Here is a 17,382-nt window from a genome sequence, read left to right as displayed (position 1 = left end):
CTGTGTTCAAATCTAATATTTTTAATTTTTTGGACTGCCTCGTCTTCAACAGGGAACGCTTTGCAAGAGATTTATGAACGCAAAAACAAACAAGGATATACCTGCCCTCACTGCCTATTCCAAGCACGTTGTCAGATTTTGCAAATACACTACCATTGTAGATGGAGTGAAGTAAAGAAACAACGTTATCGCTGTAAATCCTGCGCTACCACTTTCATCGATTTAACCACCACTGCACTTTATAGAACCCGTCGCCTAAACAAGTGGATAAAGTTTATTAAATGTATGATTGATGGTTACTCTTTACGTATCAGCCGAGATGGTTAAAGGTGTAACCCACGTCACGTTGTTTTACTGGAGACATAAGTTATTATCAGCACTAAAGCAAATTGAAGTAGCGGATTTTCAAGGTATCGTTGAAATGGACGAGACCTATTTCCTGTACTCTTAAAAAGGGCAAAAGAAAATTGCAGGAAGAAAACCTCGTAAACGTGGCGGAACAGCAAAGAAACGTGGTATCAGCAAGAAATAGGTCTGTGTTTTAGTAGCAAGGAACCGTGACAAAAATACAGTTACAACAACCCTGTGTATAGGCAGAATAAAAAAAGAGCAATTGGATAAAGCCATTGGTCAAAAACTGTCATCCCAAAATGTATTATGTACAGACTCTTGGAGAGCTTTCAGAACCTACGCTAATGACAAAGGAATGACCATTTATCAGTTCAAATCAGATGGCAAAGTCCCCACAAAGGGTCTCTATCATATCCAAAACGTCAACAATTATCACAACAGACTTAAAGGGTGAATACAGCGCTTTAACAGCGTGGCAACCAAGTATCTCGATAATTACCTTGTGTTGTTCCAGGTACTTGAGAGTATTCATCATCAACTGAACGAAGTGACAGTCAATGATATGATAATTAGGGAATTTAATTCCAATTGTCTAAACCTATGATAAACTTAGGTTGTCTATGTTCAAGAAATAATCATATGTCTTATTCAACTAACGATGCAGTTTAGTTGAATGCAAGTTAATTACAGTTATTAGATTTCTTCAAGAGGTGAATGAGTTGAGAATTATTAAAGTAATATTTGGGACTATTGGAAGTGTAATCTTAGGCTTAATATTTATGGGAGGATTAGATTTAGACGATATAAGATTTCAAAGAAATCTACGAAAGTTAAAAAAAGAGAGTTGGTTTAAGGAACTTAGTGATAATGGTTGGTATTATGAACGGATATTTCAAAATGAAGTAGTACGAGAATACTTACTCCAGGATAAGATAGTAGAAAAACTAAAGAACGATGTGCAAGAAAGAAATTATTTAATATCGATAATCAAGACATCTTAGTTAAATTAACAGCTGCATAAGCCTTAAAAAACAACGAAAAGAATTTCCGTATATATGGAAATTCTTTTATCATAGTAAATAACAACATTAAACTTTAACATAGCCAATTTTTTAAATATATTCGTATTGGCTAAGTATAAATCCCACTGACACTCAATATCTCTGGCTATGAAGAAGGTAAGATCTCCTTTTTCGTCTAGATCTTCTTCTTCCCACGCCATCGTTAAGTTATCGCACCATTTCGCAAGTTCGTATTGAGAATACTCACTCTTCTTCTCTCAGAAATCATTTAATAGCTGTTTCAAATTTTCATACGAATACTGGAGATTAATTATGGTCTCATTCCAATTACAGTTCATACAAGGTCCACCTCGATCTCTGCTCCGATGTTTGACGCGAATGTGAGGATGTCTTTTTCTAAATACAAAGCAGGAGCTTGCCCGTTTACCATTGCGATTACAATATAGATTTTACTCGCTAAGCCAAACTCCGCTTGTAATTCATTAATGACAGAGCATTTATCTCTCAACTGATTCATAACTTGCTGTAGCTGCTCATTTACATCGAGCGAGTTTTGGTAGTCCGTCCCATAATCCCAGCTTGTTTCTTTCCTGCGTATCGAAGAATTGGCTGAAGTGAGATCTCCCTTTTTATAGCTATTTGTTGGTGTGACCTCGAGTCTTCTCGTCACTTCATTTATAGAAAAGTCAACGCCAAAAAGGGAGAAGTACACTTTCACTTGTGTTTCGTTCATAGCATCTCCTAGCAATAAGTTTCTTGTTTCTATTTAAAGCGGCGGATTCTTTACACCTAGGTGGATCCAGTCTTCTTTCGGTGGGCCATAAACCCCATAAGGCTTAACTCCCGCTTGACGCATTAAGATTGTTACTTGTCCACGATGGTGAACAATGTGCTTGATGAGTCCCATCAGAATCTGAGCATTTGATTCCTCTCTACCGAAGGCCGTTTGCACTTCTTTCAAGCTTTCGTCTGTCCATTGCTCTTCAATGGCTTTCGTTGCAGCTGAACTTAAATCTTTAAAGGTGTCAGCAATCTCTTTTGCTGATGTTGGAACCTCTTCTGTATGATTTACTTCATCTGTTTTCAAACCAAAATGAGCTAAGTACTCTGGAATGTTAGTCGTTAGATGCCACGCGATTCTCCCTAACGTACGTCCTTCTGGATAAACTTTTTGTTGCAACGATTCATCGGTTAACCCATCTAACACTTTTTGCGTTAGCGTTGCTTCGCGATTCCATTCTCGAATAAAGTCTGCAATGGTTATATACATATGTAAGACCTCCATTTTCTGTATGATATAAACCTTAACCTGGTGAGAAAATAGAACTTATCCTAATTCATCCAACAAAACGACTTCACCTGATTCAGCGTTCACTCCATGATGACAGTCCAATTTCCCACATAGAATATACTGCTTCTCTTCATCGTCATACACATAAAAAGGCTTAAGCTCAAACAAACCTTTTAACTTCTCGTACGCTTCTTCTTGTGTCACGGTCACATCGCGTGATTCTTCAAAGGAATGATACATCTCTAACATGAACTGGTTATCGATGTAGTTCACAACATCCATGGTGTTTGGATCAAGGAGTATTGAAAGTTTTCTTTCAAACACACGTGTTTCATGTTGGTCTATTCTGAGTGTTGCAATCAAGTATTTTTTGTCACGATGCAGATTTGTCAGACGCCATTTCCCTGAGTCCTCAGGATACTCCTGACGTAACAAACGTTCTACCGCCTGCACACACTTCTTCTCATCTTCCTCCGTAATAGGTAAGGTGGTTGGAGAAGGCGTGCACGAAAAAGCTTCATTCACCGTAATCTCTTCTTGCAAATCAATTTCTTTACGCTCAAATGCTCCAGAGATCGGTTCATCCCACTCCAAAATGTGATTCACTTTTTTTGAAGTCCCGCCATCTTGAAGCATTTCAAACGGTTTAGTAGACTGATCTTCGTTTTTTATGTAGATCTCTTCCACCGCATACACGGCAAATAACTTCTTTTGTTCAAACGACGGAAATTCTATTCCTTTTACTTGTTCCTTAGCAATGTGTTCCGCTTGTTTTAATGAAAGATTATAGGTTTCACGTATTACTTGATCATCTGTAGGAAACTCTCCATGAACCGAAAAGAAGGTCAGCTGTCGGTTGGCATTCCATTTCACTTCGATGTAGCCAGACGGTGAGACTGGAATACCGTCTATCATAGCGCTAAATTCTATTTCATCTTCTGTTTCGTTATGTAGTTGGAACTGCTCGTTATATGTCAATCCTGTTTCTTGTTCGATCCACTTAATGACTTCCTCTGTTCCACTATTAAATGTGATTCCATCTTGTGCATAGGTCTCACCCATAACAAAGATAGCGGTCTCCAATTTTCCAGTGTTAATGTTGTATTCAATTATCGCTGTACCTTCTGGATTAGAACCATCTTCATCGGACTCCGTTCCATTCGGAAACCACTCTAAACAAAGTTTGTAACTCGTTTCGTTGAAGTGGTTCACGTCCCGCCATAGACTATGGTGATATAAATAGTAGTTTCCTAGTCCGAACGTTGTTTGGGCTTGATCGACAAATGCTTGTATTCTACTATCCACTACTCGCGCTCCTTTGGTGATTCATCGCCAAGTTGTCCCATGACGATGAATAAGATCCAGACCCCAAGAACGACCACAACTCCGTAACCTACATAGTACAAAACTGTGTTTATAAACCAGATTAAGGCGTTAAATGGACCAAAACGTTCCAGGTCCACGAAGCTCAGTGACATAAACCCAAGTCCGACTAGAAATCCATAAAGCATTTGCTGCAGTCTGTTCATCGGAATCCCTCCTCATTCACCTTACTTCTTTTCTAAATAGATGTACTCATCCACTGTGTTCATGGCAGAAGAGGCTTTCAAGATCTTCATGCCCTTTAAACGGCTGCCGCACTGAAAATGAACCGTGTCATCGGCACCGATCTGAATTCTGTGTGTTGCGCTCTCCACCCAGTCGATCTGCATCTTCACGATATACTCGCCAGGAGGTACGTCCAGTTGTTTCGTTTCTCCGTCTTTGATCTGTTCTGTCTTGCTCTCGTTCAGGTAAATATCAAACTTTCTCATCTTGTTCATGAACTGACTGTCTCTCTTAAATACTAACTTTGCCATTCTCATCCCATCCTTTTCTATGTACCTTACAAGTTATTACATTCTCTTATTATATACTTCATATAATTCAAGGCGTCATTTCTTCTCTTCCTCATAGAGCCGTAGCGCGAGAACTTATTACCGTTTCGGATGCGCAGTGCTTCTCGGATGATTTGATGAAACTCTTCAGGTACAGTTTGGAGTGCGTATTCACCAGCACCCGCTTTTGAAGTAATGTCTTTCTCTCTCAACGAATAATAAAGACGCGTCACCCCAAGTACACCCCACTCGATCATGTTTCCACTCATATATAATCCTATATATTGAAGTGACGGAAAACGTTCACAATTTCTCACCCAGTTCAGCCAATAACCGTTAATGTTCTCGACCAAGTTTGATTTCAATTCTGTCCAATCTACAGATAGATTGTATGTTTCGATCGGCAGTCCATAAACGACGATGCCATATGTCTGAAGTTGATATGCGTCGATCCAATTACGGTGAAAAGGTCGATAGGATTGAAGCTTTCCTTTATTAAAATAAGGACATGAACAATTACGGTTGTTTTCACTCTCTAGATCTTCTCGCGTCAAATACATGCCATCTAGGCTTGGCTTCGCATGCTCTTTTCTCATCTCATGGTGAATTTCTTTTAATTTCTCAACATCTGATTGTGTTAGCTTTTCTTTTGTAACTCCGTAAAAGTCGATGTCACTTAATCCTTCTCGATATGCTCCAATGGAAACAGAGCCGAATAGATAAAGTGACTCTAACTTGTTAGGCAGCTTCTTCTCTATTTTTTTAAAATAAGAATTCAATACTTCCTTTACTTCTTTAGGTATACGTTTTGGTTCATTTCTTGTTTGCGTTTGGGTCATACCGTTAGCCTCTTTTCATGAACACGTTGTATTCCTATATTTTAGCATATTTATCCAATCGTCTCAGAATGAATTGACATACAACCAAAAGGTGTTATATTATAAACGCACAACCAAATGGTTACATATTCAGTTTAGGAGATGAATGCTTGTGTCAACACTACCAGATATTAAACAAACCGCAACCTTTAACGCACCGATTCAAAAAGTGTGGGATTCAGTATCGACATCAGAAGGCATGTCAGCGTGGTTCATGCCAAATGACTTTAAAGCAGAAGAAGGTCATGAGTTTCACATCCAGTCCCCTTTTGGCCCTTCACCGTGTAAAGTGCTCGTGATCGATGAACCGCACAAGCTATCCTTTGCATGGGACACAGACGGCTGGGTCGTGACGTTTCTGTTAGAGGAAAGAGGAGATCAGACAGAATTCACATTGATCCACAGCGGCTGGAAAGAAGAAGACGCGATCGTTGGGAAAGCGAATCAAAAAGCGCAGGATGTGCGTGATCGCATGAACGGCGGATGGGTTGGTATTGTGAACGAGAGACTGAAAAAGGTCGTTGAGGGTTAAGTGGCAGCACCAGCAGAAAAACACGATGTCTTTAAAGCAATTGCCGATCCGACGAGGCGTGAAGTATTAAGGCTGCTTTCTGAAAATGAACGACCAATCTCAGAGATTGCGGATCACTTTGAGATGAGCCGAACAGCAGTGACGAAGCATCTGCAGGTTTTAACGGAGGCTGAACTCATATCCGGTAGAAAAGAAGGTCGGGAAAAGATTTATCAGATGCATCCAGAGCCATTAACTGAAGTGAAAGAGTGGCTGTCTTATTATGAGAAGTTTTGGGGTAATAAGTTGGCTATGTTGAAGCATCTTGTTGAGGGTGAAAATAAATAAAAGTAATAATATAACAAAAGGGCTAGAGAGAAATATGGAACGTTTGTTACATGGAATGTAGATGAAGGCTGGAATTGCATAATTAAATAATTACATTAGACCCCTAACTTTAAAATAGTTAGGGGTTGTAATGGTTTTCAAATGATGGACATGTGTACATATACTATGTGTTTTTTATGTACAATTAAATACTAAAACCCTATAAAATTAATACTTCTTAAAAATAAACGTGTATTAAAATATATGAAATTTTTTACTTTCGTGGGTAATTTGTGGGTGTTTTTGTGGGTGGAAATGTAACTGACATTACACATCGTTCTTATTCAACAATCGCACCCGATTGAGGAGTAACTTAAAATGTAAGAGTAGAAAATATACAAATGTCACTGTGTTATTAAAAATGTAAGAAAAAATCTAACCACCCTGTCTTTTCTTCTTATAAAATTCAACGCACTACTAATGACATTCTCTAGTTTATTAGGTATGTACTCAACCACGATTTTGGTATTACTTGTTATTTACTATGCCTATACTAATTTCTTTTAGAAACATATTCTAAAGAAACAAGTATTTTAAAGAAAAGAATAAATATGAAAGGATAAGTATTATTAAAGTTCATAGAAAACGACTACCAATCATATATTTGCGAATATTTAAAAAACGTTCAGCACGGAGAAATAATTAATTTATTGCTTAAGGGAGCTTCAACAACTCTCTCAATCACTTTTAATAAGTTAAATAGTTCTAAAGCTTTTGTAATAGACGAAGTTAGTACAGGTGGATCGGTCATTATAAGTTGCGGTTGTATAGCAGGTATACATGTTGGTTCTACTATTACGCCAATTGCATGTAGACCATGTACAATTTCTGGAACTGGTAGTGCTTATCCTGCAACTGATGTACTTTATACCTATAGTGCTAACCTTAATTGTACATGTAATGTAATGTCGCCCATATTGCAACGTTTCTCTTCCGCAGGAATATTACATCAACGAACATCCTCTATCAACATACTCGATCACTTCATCAGTCTGTGCTTTCTTCCTGCATTCCTTGATTTGATCCTCCAGACTCAATCCCTTCTTCACCTGCTCTTCTGTACTCACCCTTGCATAGAACGCAATCATTGAGCTTCTCCTTTCTGTATTTATCCTTAAGATAAGAGTAGCAATATTACCGAATTTTTTCAGCAGAGTTACCTTCAATGATTTTGATATGCATCCCGCATCACCTCAATTCAAGGTATGCGTATAGGGCTTGGTTGCTTTAATAATAGATTTTCATTTAAGCACTCCCTTAAATGAAATAAATTGAATCAGTACTTCTATTAATTGATTATTTAGCTTCTAGTTATTAGAAATTGTAAACGACAAATATTTACGGCACTTTGGAATAACAGTCAAGCATCCTTCATAAATTGTTTTTAAAACAAAGTCCCCATGTATTAATTGTATATATAAGAGAATAATAAAAGTAGGTGGTAATTTTGAGATATATTTGGTCAAATATGAGTAGATATGAAAAGGATAAGCTTATAGCGGAAAAAGTCTTAAAGTTTAGTTGTTTTTCAAAAGAGACAGATATTCAATGGTATGATAGACATCATAAAATGGGCTTCTGGAATTATTCATCTAATCTTAAAAACACTTGTGAACTCTTAGATATTCTTTCTAATCAAGGAATACAATCTATAATTTTTGTTGAAAGCCCAAATAATTTTTTTTGTAAATTTTTTACAAAAGAAGTGACAGATAATGATTTTTCATTTGATTCATTTGAATTAGGAGTTACTTTACAAGACGCCATCTGTTTGGCTGCATTGAAATTTATAAAAATTAATGTAATTAATTAATTAAAAAAAAGAGCTTCATAGGCTCTTTTTTAGGTTTGCACTTGATATTCACCATAATTACTAAAGTGTAAATGTGTTATATTTACACCAAATGTTTTCATTTTATGTTGAATTAACTTTTCTAAGTTTTCATCACATGTCGTTATAAAAATTTGATCGAAGAACCCAATTCCATTATCTTCTGATTTCAGTTCACTTCTCAATAAATCCACAAAAGATAATATATTTAGATCATCCATCGTTTGAATTGGATCATCCATAAAGTAACAACGGAATGGTAAATTCTTTTGTCCCATCGCTATAGTTAAGAAAATTGATATGGAGACAATAGATAATTGTCCCGCACTTAAGGCATTTGCAACAAAAATCTCAGACTCTTCATCAAAAGTTGCACTTAATGAGACTTTGTGATTTACCAGTCCCTCACTAATAAGATTAATACTATCTATATTTGTGTGCCTATTTAATCTCTTAAAAATTTTTTTTAGTGGGCCGTTTATTTGTTGAACAATTTCATTATTATACTTTGTTTGAAGAATTTTCAAATCACGCAATGTTTTTTTGAAAAAAATATGTTGTGCTTCTAGTGACCTCAATCCTATGTTTTCACTTTGAACCCTTTCTTTTAATTTATTTACATTTTCAGATAGTTGTTTAATTTTATCATTTTGGGAAATTACCCTGAGAATATCTTTTAAAATTCCCATCCTTAAAACGATAGTATCTATTTGAATATTATCTTCTAAAAAAATATCCTTATTTATAAAATCTATGTCATGTAGTTGGTTCTCCCAAAAGTCTTTGTAAGCAGTAAAAATCTTTCTTTTCTCGGTAAAATCCATTACTTTGTATTCCTCAATACTCATGTCTGAACTTTTTACTATCTTACTTGGGATTCCTTCAAGAAGATTATGTTGATTTAATAGTCCATTTAAGATACTTCTTTCAAGTGATTCAGCAGTAGAGTTCGTTACTAGTTTTTCCGCAAGTTTCACTTCAAAATTCAATAATATTTGTAAATTAATTTTCTCGTGATCCAATTTATACTGATTTAAAATAATAAAAAATGTCTTATATGAATTGTAGGAATTCATTAATTGCTGAATTTCGTCTTTTTTTGTCTCGTGATTTTTTATTAGTTCTTGGATTAAAGAATTATATCCATTTTGAAAATCTTGCTGTATATTAAAAAGTTCTTTTTGAATAATAGCTCTATCATTTTCATGTTGGCCAATTGTCTCTCTAGCAATTATACCAACTTCCAAATTCTCATTCGAAAAGTCATCACTGCCACAAAGAGGACAATTCTTGTGATTCTTTTTTTTTAACTCTTGAAATCCATCAATATGATCAATAATTGTTCGAAGGGCTTGAATGGCTTTGTTCTGAGTCTGGTAAAATTCAAGTTTTTCGTTAAGGATTTTTCCCCTCTCATAAAGCGAAAAAAATATATCAATTTCTTTACTATATTTGGCTTCATATTCTGCAAATGATTTTAAAGTCTCTGTAAGAGATTTTAAATTTTGTATATTTGGGTTCTTTAATTTTTGAAAATTAACTAATTTAGCATTTATATCTGAGAACTCATATTCAAGAATTTGTGTTTTAATATTTTTTATTTTATTAATTTCTTCTTCATTTAAAATATACGGAGTTAATACATTCTCCCTAAACATGTCCAATCTAATTTGATTAGATAAATATACAATAAATTCTTTCACGGAAAGATATATTGATTTTGTTTCAGTTACTACCTTCAGTTTTTCAAGATTTGTTATTTGTTGGTTAATCTGTTCATTTCGTTCATCCATATTTGAGATAGAATAAAGATAACTTGCAGTTTGTTCATTTGAATATAATTTTTTTTCGGGATAATCAATTAATCGAGTATCCAATCCAGTTATGGTTTTTTGATTTTCTAACAAGACAGAAAGTTTATCTTCCTCAATTTTTAATTCATCAAGTTTTGTTTGTTGTAAATTGCTTTTTTCTTTAATCTCGGTATCAAATTCATTAATAATGCCCGGTACAACTACTTTTTTTTGTTTGCTTTTTTCCTGATATCCCTCTAAATTTTTGATTAAAGTATCTAATTCTTCTGTCCCACCAAAAAATTGTGCGAATAATTCAACAAAATCATTTCTTCCTTTTTCATACACACGGATATTTTTCTCATAGGAACTTATATGTCTCTCATAGAAGGTTTTAGCTATATTTATACCCAGTACATCATCGATTGTTTCTGCCCCATCAACCTTAACTTCGTTTATCGTAACTTCAAAAGGAGGCTTCCCAAGGGATAATCCATTAGACTCAAATCTATCATTAAACCTTCTTGTCATTACAACATTTTGATTATTAAACTCTGCTTCTATAGAAACGACAGTATCCTCTGTAGTTCCATTGTATTTAAGTATTCCCTTTTGCATCTTTAAAGTACCTTCATGACGGAGCTTATACTCTTTTTCTAATCTTTTTATAGTCCCTGTTAAGCACCATTCAATAGAATCTAAAAAGGATGTTTTTCCGTAACCATTCGGTCCTCCGAGAAGAATTAATCCTTGCTTGTTCGAATTATTATTAAAAAACTCAAATTTTTGATCTTTATAACCACGAAAATTTGTTATGGTAACTTTCATTATGTAAAAGTTTGCCATTCTTCCCATCCTTTATTGTTGAATACTAGCCAAATTTTTAATTCTTGAGAAATCAGTTTGATCTTTCATTAATTCTTCATAGAGATTTTCAGGTACTATCTTCTGAATTTCTCTTAGTATCCCATTGTATCCTTTTACATCAATATCTAATTGAATTGATGAAAAGGGTAACATGATAAGTTCATCTTCAAATGAAGAATTTTCAATATCAAGAAAAAAACGACGACAATAATACTTTATTCTTTCGTATCTGATAATTGCATTACTTGTTTCTGAAAGTCGATCCCCTTCCTTAATTTTTAAAGGGCATGCCAAAACAAGGTTAATGTTATACCTTATTGGTGTATTAGGTAGGTAACCAATCAAGCCAATAATTTTACTTTCAAACATTTTTAACTCTTCTTCTTTAAAAATATGGTCATTAAAAATAACTATATATGCTTCACTTTCATCCTGATTAATAAAAATATCTTGGAATTCTGTTTTTATTAATAGTTTATTTACGTATGAGTCACTTTCAAAAGTACCAATTTTTTTAAAGTCGTATAGATAAAAGAAATCTTCTATTTTTTGTTTCATAATTAAGAATCACCTCTTACGCAACCATTTGTAAAAACATTTTGTACTAATTCTGTTTTAGTGTACTTATTAATTCCTAAACAATTAAGACACTGAATATGAAATATATCATCTGGATAACAAGGAGTGGGTTCTGTGTTTATTTGGGTTATGTCATGTTGGTAGTAAAATGTTTGCGAAGCTCTTATATGGTTATCTTCTTCACCGATTTTCATATACCAAATACCAGGCTTATTTTCGTAATTTACAAACCGTTGAATTAAATCTCCTAATGTACTCATTCCATCTATAGAAGTCCTTCCAAGGATTGCTCCATTGATTCTTTTTTCATCAGGATAAGTAAATAACCAAATCTCACTTGTTATTTTAATCCATTTGTTTAAAATAATTATTCCTTTGTTCTCTTTATGGTGGAAGAACATAATTTTTGCTAACTTCATAATATAAGCCTGCAAAGAATCTTTATTACCTAAAAATAATTCAAATTCATCATTAGAATTACAATGATAATCAACCTTAAAACTATTTGAAATAATTGTATTTAAAAGAGTTCGTCTGTTTTTCTCAATACGTAATTTTGAAATTAGAAATTTTTCTATTTTATGAAGTATAGTTTCATATATATATATTTCATTTTGTGTTAATTCTGACACACTCCTAAATACAGGTATTATAGGAGTCTTTATACCCTTAAGAATAAGTTCGATAATTTCCTCCAATAAAGTAAAAATCTTAAATAAATAATATTCTTTATTAACATTCACCCTAGTGTTAATAAAATAGTTATCTAGTTTGCTTTGAGTTATCCAATCACCTTTAATCCCCTTATCCATAAGGAAACTTAAAGCTGCTCCATACATAAACTCCTTTTCTGAATATTCAGATCTGTAAGAACTATAATTTCGCACAAGAAGATTTTGGATTTTTTCAATAATTTCTACTCTATCTTTAGTTTTTTTAAATGATAGTACTTTAATAAACTCTTTTCTTAAATTAGTACTATTTAACCCATTTTCTTCATCAAGTATTTTCTTATATACTTTGTCTTGTTTATCAGTACTTTTTACGGCATTTTTATTAAGACCTTCAGAGAATATATTTATTGGACTTTTATTGTCTGGTGATTTATCATGATGAAAAACTGTAAAATGAATTTTTTCATCAGAATTAGTGTTATGCTTATTAAAAAGCAAAAAATTGTAATATAGCCATAGAACTGCCTCTTCATATTCAGCAGCCCCAGCATATCCTGAATGATATTTGATTTGTGCTAGCTTAAGATGTTTTATATTATCAATACAATAATATTTCAAATAATCTTCTATTTTTTCAATGAAAAAAGAACCCTTATTTTCAATTCTTTCGTTATCAAATGCATCATCAATAGATCCGTCTTCCAGAATATGAAGAAGTGCCAATTCAAATTGAAATAAATAACCTGTAAAAGATGGTATTGCTTCTCTATTTCTTGAGTAACTGGCAATTTGATCTATAATAATTGGTTTATTTGATTCAACCATTTGTAATCTCCTAATTAGGCATGTTATTTCTACATTTTACCACAATACTTGTAATATTTTTTCTGATATTCAATAAACTAGTATAAGAATTTATTCAAATAACTAATTCATTATTTTACACATTTAATAATGTATATTAGGAGTAATAATTAATAAATCATAAATAGTAGTCAAAGGGTGGGTAATTAGCTGTTCAATGTCATTTCTTCCATTAAACTATAAATAATAAAACCCCTGATACCAATAATCTCAAGGGTTTAAAGATTTTTGTAAAGACTCATAAACTGTATGCGTTTTCATGGTGAAATTGTGTGCGGAACACATTCCACCCTTTTTTTCCTTTTTATTATGTGTCAAAAATGCTTTTAAATCAGCTTTTATACTTTTCGCGTATTTAAGATATTTCATATCTTTTTAAATTTTTTTGGTCCGATTTTGGTCGAGATTTTGGTCTAACTAAATAAGGGATAATACAGATAGGATTTAAAAAAATGTAACGATTTTTTTCTGTGAATCTTCAACGGTTTTTCTCGCTAATCTCATATGTCCCCCCATACTAATACTAAAAATTTATTTGTCTCATTTATTTTCAATTAACTTCAAACATGCACTTCTCCTTCTTGAAGAAATGCACCCTTTTGTTGAAGATTTTATTACTAAGAAACTATTTTTCAAAGTCTCTTCTAAAACAAATCTGGTCTTCTTTGTGAAAAGTAATACGGACGACTTTCTATAAAATCAACCGCTTTATAACCACTTAAGACTTTAGTTGTCCTATCTTCAAATCGTTCATTTTCCTTGCCATCAAAGATTTTGCCTGTAGTAATTGTCGTTACCTCAATAATCCTACCGGATACACTCATTTCTATTTGATGATTATTTTTTCCGTAACCACTGTATGGTTGATACGTATGACTTATACCATCAAATTCTCCTGCTTCAAGGGCAGCTAAAACCTCTTCTCTTTTCATTTGACCGTTCCTTTCTGCCACCAATGCTTCTAATAATAATTATGTTTGCACACCAATTATTCATTATAACCTTCACTATATATTAACATAAATAACCAATTCCCCCACTAACTTTTATTCAAGATAATGGCCCGTTTCTTAAAAAAACAAATTAAAAAAGTGGATTTGCACGAAATCGGCACTCGGTTAATTTAGACGTAAAAAAACCTTGGTATATTTCTTATATATCAAGGCTTTTGAGACATTATCCGATCGAACCTTCCATCTCGAACTTGATTAATTGAGGTGTTCATAATGTGTCTTATGTTTGAAAAACGTTGATTTATCAACGTTTTTCAAATTTCCTTTTCAAAGCTTTTTAAGGTTTTTCAAAATCAATTGGCACGCGGATATTCGATTTTGATACAGGAATTATTAAAAACATTCAATCACTTAATTATATCTATGCTTTATCTCAGCAATCAGCTTTGGAAGCTTTTCAGTTAATGTCATTATATGTCTTAACCTATTGCCAGCCGTTTGATTGGTTGCTTTATCAAAATCAATACTACTAATGAGCTCATTGATGTATGGTACAGTATCTGGCTGTGAAGGGGAATATGAGCTAACTGATTTTTCAAGCAGCTTGCTATCTAGTCCCCACTCCGAAGAGAAATCATTCACTGCTTTTTGCATTTGATTTGCTTTCCATATTTCAAATGCCTCATCAAAATTCATACCACTAGATAAATTTCCTGGTACCAACTCAGTATCGACAAACTCTCTTAATAATTGGGCTTGTTCATTATCTCCCATATTACTTAATTCTTGAATTTGTTGATAGATGATACGGAGTGTTTCACTATCTACTGTTTGCACGCCATTCGATGAGGTGATTTTTGAATCGATTAAACTAAGAATATGATCCGCATCGATTACTTGGGTACCTGCTAATTTTGTTTTACCGACAAGAATATTGACAGGTGACGGCAGGGGAGGAGTGCCAGGCTGCCAGGTTAAGTTTTTAAACGCACCGACATATTGCAACCACGTATGCTCGTCAATTCCAAAGGCACTATCATTCCATTTATATTCGTAGTATTGTTCCACCTGGTTTAACTGCTCAGCGGCATCTTTGAAAGCAAGTAGGAATGCTTCTTTTTTCTTCTCATCATGTTCAATCGTTTGCCAATCTGTGGGGTCAGGTAAAGTTGGCACCAATTCAGCAATTTTTATTTCAAACTTCTTTACGGATGTCTCATAGGGTTCTACAATGGCTTTGCTACTCTTGCCACCACTTCCATACAATTTCAAAGCTTGATTTACTATTTCTTCAGTAATTCGAGGGTACTGGAAGTTAATAATCGTACCGAATTCTTTAGTTGGACCAAACACACGATTTGTTCGTGAGTAGGCCTGAATTAAACCTTGAAGTTCAAGTGATCGGTCAACATAAAGCGTGTTCAGACGTTTAGAGTCGTAACCTGTCAGAAGTTGGGCTGCCACTATCACGAGGTCTATATTCTTAGGATTTCTTCCACTTCCACCCCGAGTAGCACGTTCCACAATGTCTTCAAAGTAAGCATCCTCGCCGTGTTTTTTATCACCGGCAATAAACGAAATACCTGTAAATGCAGCGTAGTCCTTAAACATATCTTTTACAATTTTGGGATCTAATGTTGTAGGGTCATTTTCGTTACCGAAACTAAATGTCATAGCCACATTTAAATTTTCCCCGCGTGCTGTCAGTTGTTTTTTGAATTCGTCATAATAAGCCATGACACGATTTTTATAAGCAACTGTCAAAATCGCATTAAATTCCCTTCCTTGCGATTGTGATTCCCAGTTATTCAGAATCTCTTCTACAACGCGTGGAATATGTGTTTCATCTTGATATGTAAGCAGCTCTCTTTTTATTGCTTGCCTTTCTACGTCGGCTTCGGATAATTCTTGAACTTGGCGTTCGATTTCTCTATCAGTCAAATCAGGACGTTCTTCTTTCATTTTCTCAACAAGTTGCTCTCTTAAATCTTCATAGCTTTTAAATTCCCCAGTGTTGATATAGTCAACGTGGAATCCTAATACGTTTTTATCTGCGATTGCTTCATCAATCGTATATTCATGCAACTTTGGGCCAAACAGCTTTTCGGTTGTATTGATGATCTCACTTTTTTCGTTGATTTTACCTTTAATCTTATTTTCATCAAATAGAGGTGTGCCTGTAAAGCCATAGAAGAGACCATTTTTCTTGAAATAGCTCTTTATGGTTCCCATCATTTGCCCCATTGTCGTACGATGGGCTTCATCGATAATAAAAACAATTTTCTTATCTGCTAAACTAGCATCATGCGCTTCTTCCATTTCTTTAACTAGGGAATTCAGTTTGAATGTTGTCGTTACCACAATGCCATTTTGGACAGACTTCAGTTTCTTTTTTAGCTGGTAGGTGAATTTCGTTTCATCAACGGAAACTGATTCGTAAACAGCGTATGCTTTAAACTTTTCACGGGTATTTTTATCCAGCTCACGCCGATCAACAAGGAAAACGACTTTATCAAATCCTGCTCTCGTCGATAAAAACAAAGCCGTTTTAAAACTTGTTATCGTTTTTCCAGAACCCGTCGTGTGCCATACAAATCCACCATGGGGCAATTTATCTTTATTGTCCCAACCGAATGCTGCGCCTTCTACAGCCTGCAGAGCATGTACTTGATAAGGACGCATGAGCATATGTCTTCTGTTTTCTTCCAGACGGTCTTCGTCAATGACTAAGTAATCTCCTACCATTTGATGCGCCATGGGAATCATTAAAAATTGTCCTATCACTTTTTCCCAAGCATTTACAACATTGTTTTCTTTATCTGCCCAATGGAAGACAAAACTAAGGTTAAAGTCTTCAGCTGATTTAGGTGTAGCGAAATAGCGAGTAGCGATTTCAGAAGTGATTACCATCATCTGCGAAAAAGCCATGAAGTTATGACTGTACTCAACGTCACGATAATAGCGCAAAAACTGCCCATATGCTTCATCCAGCGTTTTGTCCGTACGTTTTTGTTCAATATTGATGAGAGGCAAGCCGTTAATTAGTAAGACGATATCAAAACGGTTGTTATTTGGCGTCAGTACTTCTCTAGCAATCCGATAGCTTGAATCTCCACCGCGTACTTCCGCTTTTTTAAAAATTGTCAACGTGATTTGTTTTCTTGTGATATTGGGATTGTCATCGCGGTAAATACCGTCAATCTTGCCTTTTGATTCTTCAATGGCTAATATTTTTGCGGCCTCATAGCTGTTATTGATTTGATGGACTTTTGACATGACTTGATTGAACTCATTATCCGTCAATTCGACGCCTTCAAGCTGGTCAGCATTGATACAATTAAGTTCTTTACGCCAATGTCTAACTAAATCAGCAACGGTAACTTTCTGCTTATTGCCGTTTAAAAAGTCAGGCGCTTCCCATTTATATTTTTGTAGTTCCTTAACATAGTTCTCTTGGAATAATTTCTCAGAAGCACTTTTTGGTGCATTGCTCATGACTTTCTC

The 17,382-nt window shown here is 34.4% G+C and carries 16 protein-coding genes and 1 pseudogene; 5 read left to right on the top strand and 12 right to left on the bottom strand.

Annotated features, from left to right (window positions below; translation table 11 throughout):
- Positions 1-33: 33 nt before the first annotated feature.
- Together IHV11_RS06655 and IHV11_RS06650 are read left to right on the top strand one after the other, a co-directional pair.
- Positions 34-947: pseudogene (locus tag IHV11_RS06655) on the top strand (IS1595 family transposase); the annotation flags it as partial.
- Positions 948-1,070: 123 nt separating this feature from the next.
- On the top strand, positions 1,071-1,352 hold the full coding sequence (locus tag IHV11_RS06650; protein WP_197130221.1) for a hypothetical protein: 282 nt from the start codon (positions 1,071-1,073) through the stop codon (positions 1,350-1,352).
- A gap of 355 nt (positions 1,353-1,707) precedes the next feature.
- Here IHV11_RS06650 and IHV11_RS06645 read toward each other — a convergent pair whose 3' ends face one another.
- The 6 genes from IHV11_RS06645 to IHV11_RS06620 are packed head-to-tail and all read right to left on the bottom strand — an operon-like array spanning position 1,708 to position 5,380.
- Positions 1,708-2,106 (bottom strand): DUF4279 domain-containing protein, encoded by a 399-nt coding sequence (locus IHV11_RS06645; RefSeq protein ID WP_197194075.1) that lies wholly within the window; start codon positions 2,104-2,106, stop codon positions 1,708-1,710.
- Between the two features lie 33 nt (positions 2,107-2,139).
- Positions 2,140-2,643 (bottom strand): DinB family protein, encoded by a 504-nt coding sequence (locus IHV11_RS06640; RefSeq protein ID WP_197194074.1) that lies wholly within the window; start codon positions 2,641-2,643, stop codon positions 2,140-2,142.
- Positions 2,644-2,700: 57 nt separating this feature from the next.
- Positions 2,701-3,969 (bottom strand): hypothetical protein, encoded by a 1,269-nt coding sequence (locus IHV11_RS06635; RefSeq protein ID WP_197194073.1) that lies wholly within the window; start codon positions 3,967-3,969, stop codon positions 2,701-2,703.
- Positions 3,969-4,193 (bottom strand): hypothetical protein, encoded by a 225-nt coding sequence (locus tag IHV11_RS06630; protein ID WP_197194072.1) that lies wholly within the window; start codon positions 4,191-4,193, stop codon positions 3,969-3,971. The genes IHV11_RS06635 and IHV11_RS06630 overlap by 1 nt, the downstream gene beginning before the upstream one ends.
- Before the next feature lie 21 nt (positions 4,194-4,214).
- Entirely contained in the window at positions 4,215-4,523 is a 309-nt protein-coding gene (locus IHV11_RS06625; protein ID WP_197194071.1) for a hypothetical protein, read from the bottom strand.
- Between the two features lie 26 nt (positions 4,524-4,549).
- Positions 4,550-5,380 (bottom strand): nucleotidyltransferase domain-containing protein, encoded by an 831-nt coding sequence (locus IHV11_RS06620; protein ID WP_197194070.1) that lies wholly within the window; start codon positions 5,378-5,380, stop codon positions 4,550-4,552.
- A 151-nt stretch (positions 5,381-5,531) separates the two neighbouring features.
- Between IHV11_RS06620 and IHV11_RS06615 the strand changes: the two genes are divergently transcribed.
- Entirely contained in the window at positions 5,532-5,951 is a 420-nt protein-coding gene (locus tag IHV11_RS06615) for an SRPBCC family protein (protein ID WP_370568635.1), read from the top strand.
- On the top strand, positions 5,952-6,278 hold the full coding sequence (locus IHV11_RS06610) for an ArsR/SmtB family transcription factor (protein WP_197194068.1): 327 nt from the start codon (positions 5,952-5,954) through the stop codon (positions 6,276-6,278).
- Between the two features lie 983 nt (positions 6,279-7,261).
- Here IHV11_RS06610 and IHV11_RS06605 read toward each other — a convergent pair.
- Positions 7,262-7,405: a recombinase family protein gene (locus IHV11_RS06605; protein WP_197194067.1), complete on the bottom strand. Its 144-nt coding sequence runs from the start codon at positions 7,403-7,405 to the stop codon at positions 7,262-7,264.
- Positions 7,406-7,764: 359 nt separating this feature from the next.
- Here IHV11_RS06605 and IHV11_RS06600 point away from each other — a divergent pair, with 359 nt between their 5' ends.
- Positions 7,765-8,130, top strand: coding sequence for a BC1872 family protein (locus IHV11_RS06600; RefSeq protein WP_197194066.1), 366 nt, complete (start codon positions 7,765-7,767; stop codon positions 8,128-8,130).
- A gap of 29 nt (positions 8,131-8,159) precedes the next feature.
- Here the strand turns inward: IHV11_RS06600 and IHV11_RS06595 are convergent, their stop codons facing one another.
- From IHV11_RS06595 to IHV11_RS06575, 5 genes are all read right to left on the bottom strand, one after another.
- Positions 8,160-10,787 carry an AAA family ATPase gene (locus IHV11_RS06595; RefSeq protein WP_197194065.1) on the bottom strand — a complete coding sequence of 876 codons (2,628 nt, stop codon included), beginning with the start codon at positions 10,785-10,787 and terminating at the stop codon, positions 8,160-8,162.
- Positions 10,788-10,799: 12 nt separating this feature from the next.
- A complete protein-coding gene (locus IHV11_RS06590; protein ID WP_197194064.1) occupies positions 10,800-11,366 on the bottom strand; it encodes a hypothetical protein in 567 nt (188 codons plus the stop codon).
- Between the two features lie 2 nt (positions 11,367-11,368).
- The gene (locus IHV11_RS06585; protein WP_197194063.1) at positions 11,369-12,886 is read right to left on the bottom strand and encodes a hypothetical protein; all 1,518 of its coding nucleotides are present in this window, start codon (positions 12,884-12,886) and stop codon (positions 11,369-11,371) included.
- Between the two features lie 683 nt (positions 12,887-13,569).
- Positions 13,570-13,857 carry a hypothetical protein gene (locus IHV11_RS06580; RefSeq protein WP_197194062.1) on the bottom strand — a complete coding sequence of 96 codons (288 nt, stop codon included), beginning with the start codon at positions 13,855-13,857 and terminating at the stop codon, positions 13,570-13,572.
- 432 nt (positions 13,858-14,289) lie between these two features.
- The gene (locus tag IHV11_RS06575; RefSeq protein WP_197194061.1) at positions 14,290-17,373 is read right to left on the bottom strand and encodes a type I restriction endonuclease subunit R; all 3,084 of its coding nucleotides are present in this window, start codon (positions 17,371-17,373) and stop codon (positions 14,290-14,292) included.
- Positions 17,374-17,382 lie beyond the last annotated feature (9 nt).

It is taken from the genome of Fictibacillus sp. 26RED30 (assembly GCF_015903845.1).
Classification (GTDB): domain Bacteria; phylum Bacillota; class Bacilli; order Bacillales; family Fictibacillaceae; genus Fictibacillus; species Fictibacillus phosphorivorans.
Note: the sequence above shows the minus strand (reverse complement) of the source record. Positions and strands in the feature narration are given on the sequence as shown.

What these genes read in the sequence shown, in the direction of transcription:
- IHV11_RS06590 (WP_197194064.1), bottom strand. Translation starts at nt 11,366, where the DNA reads ATGAAACAAAAAATAGAAGATTTCTTTTATCTATACGACTTTAAAAAA.
- IHV11_RS06585 (WP_197194063.1), bottom strand. Translation starts at nt 12,886, where the DNA reads ATGGTTGAATCAAATAAACCAATTATTATAGATCAAATTGCCAGTTAC.
- IHV11_RS06620 (WP_197194070.1), bottom strand. Translation starts at nt 5,380, where the DNA reads ATGACCCAAACGCAAACAAGAAATGAACCAAAACGTATACCTAAAGAA.
- IHV11_RS06625 (WP_197194071.1), bottom strand. Translation starts at nt 4,523, where the DNA reads ATGGCAAAGTTAGTATTTAAGAGAGACAGTCAGTTCATGAACAAGATG.
- IHV11_RS06605 (WP_197194067.1), bottom strand. Translation starts at nt 7,405, where the DNA reads ATGATTGCGTTCTATGCAAGGGTGAGTACAGAAGAGCAGGTGAAGAAG.
- IHV11_RS06645 (WP_197194075.1), bottom strand. Translation starts at nt 2,106, where the DNA reads ATGAACGAAACACAAGTGAAAGTGTACTTCTCCCTTTTTGGCGTTGAC.
- IHV11_RS06640 (WP_197194074.1), bottom strand. Translation starts at nt 2,643, where the DNA reads ATGTATATAACCATTGCAGACTTTATTCGAGAATGGAATCGCGAAGCA.
- IHV11_RS06575 (WP_197194061.1), bottom strand. Translation starts at nt 17,373, where the DNA reads ATGAGCAATGCACCAAAAAGTGCTTCTGAGAAATTATTCCAAGAGAAC.
- IHV11_RS06580 (WP_197194062.1), bottom strand. Translation starts at nt 13,857, where the DNA reads ATGAAAAGAGAAGAGGTTTTAGCTGCCCTTGAAGCAGGAGAATTTGAT.
- IHV11_RS06630 (WP_197194072.1), bottom strand. Translation starts at nt 4,193, where the DNA reads ATGAACAGACTGCAGCAAATGCTTTATGGATTTCTAGTCGGACTTGGG.
- IHV11_RS06595 (WP_197194065.1), bottom strand. Translation starts at nt 10,787, where the DNA reads ATGGCAAACTTTTACATAATGAAAGTTACCATAACAAATTTTCGTGGT.